At 62.0% G+C, this 537-nt stretch carries 1 protein-coding gene; it reads right to left on the minus strand.

The window, feature by feature from the left end; all coding sequences use genetic code 11:
* On the minus strand, positions 1 to 537 hold a 537-nt coding region (locus ABWV23_RS22365; protein WP_353351920.1), incomplete at both ends, for an IS110 family RNA-guided transposase.

Genomic DNA, 537 nt, shown 5'->3' on the forward strand with positions numbered 1-537 from the left:
GGAACGAGGCCCAGCCAGGCCGAAAAATCGCGCCCTTGACGGAACGTTTCCATAGGTGGGGCGAAAGCGGCCAGTGCCATCGCCGTGACTGGCCCAATCCCGGGCATCTTCTGCAGCCGGGCAGCGAAGCGGGACCGTCTGCTCGCAGCCGCGATCTGCGCGTCAAGTTCGGTGATCCGCCGGGACAGGTCATCGATCTGCTCGAAGCAGAGCTGTGCCATGTGACGAACGATAGGAGGCAGGTCTTCCATCCCTTCGCGGCTCGGTTCCAGAGCGGCCCGTAACTTCTCGACGTTGTCGCGTCCCTTGCCGGCGACGAGTCCAAACTCGGCGAGGTGCCCGCGCAAGGCATTGATCGTCTGCGTCCGCTGCCCAACCAGAAGATCCCGTACCCTGAAGATCATGCCGAGCCCTTGCTGCTCCAGGGTTTTCACATCGACAAACCGCATGGTCGGTCGACTGGCTGCTTCTGCGATGGCCTCGGCGTCTGCCATGTCATTCTTCTGGGACTTCACATACGGCTTGACGAATTTGGGG

The sequence above is a fragment of the Aquicoccus sp. SU-CL01552 genome, assembly GCF_040365005.1.
Taxonomy (GTDB): Bacteria; Pseudomonadota; Alphaproteobacteria; order Rhodobacterales; family Rhodobacteraceae; genus Antarcticimicrobium.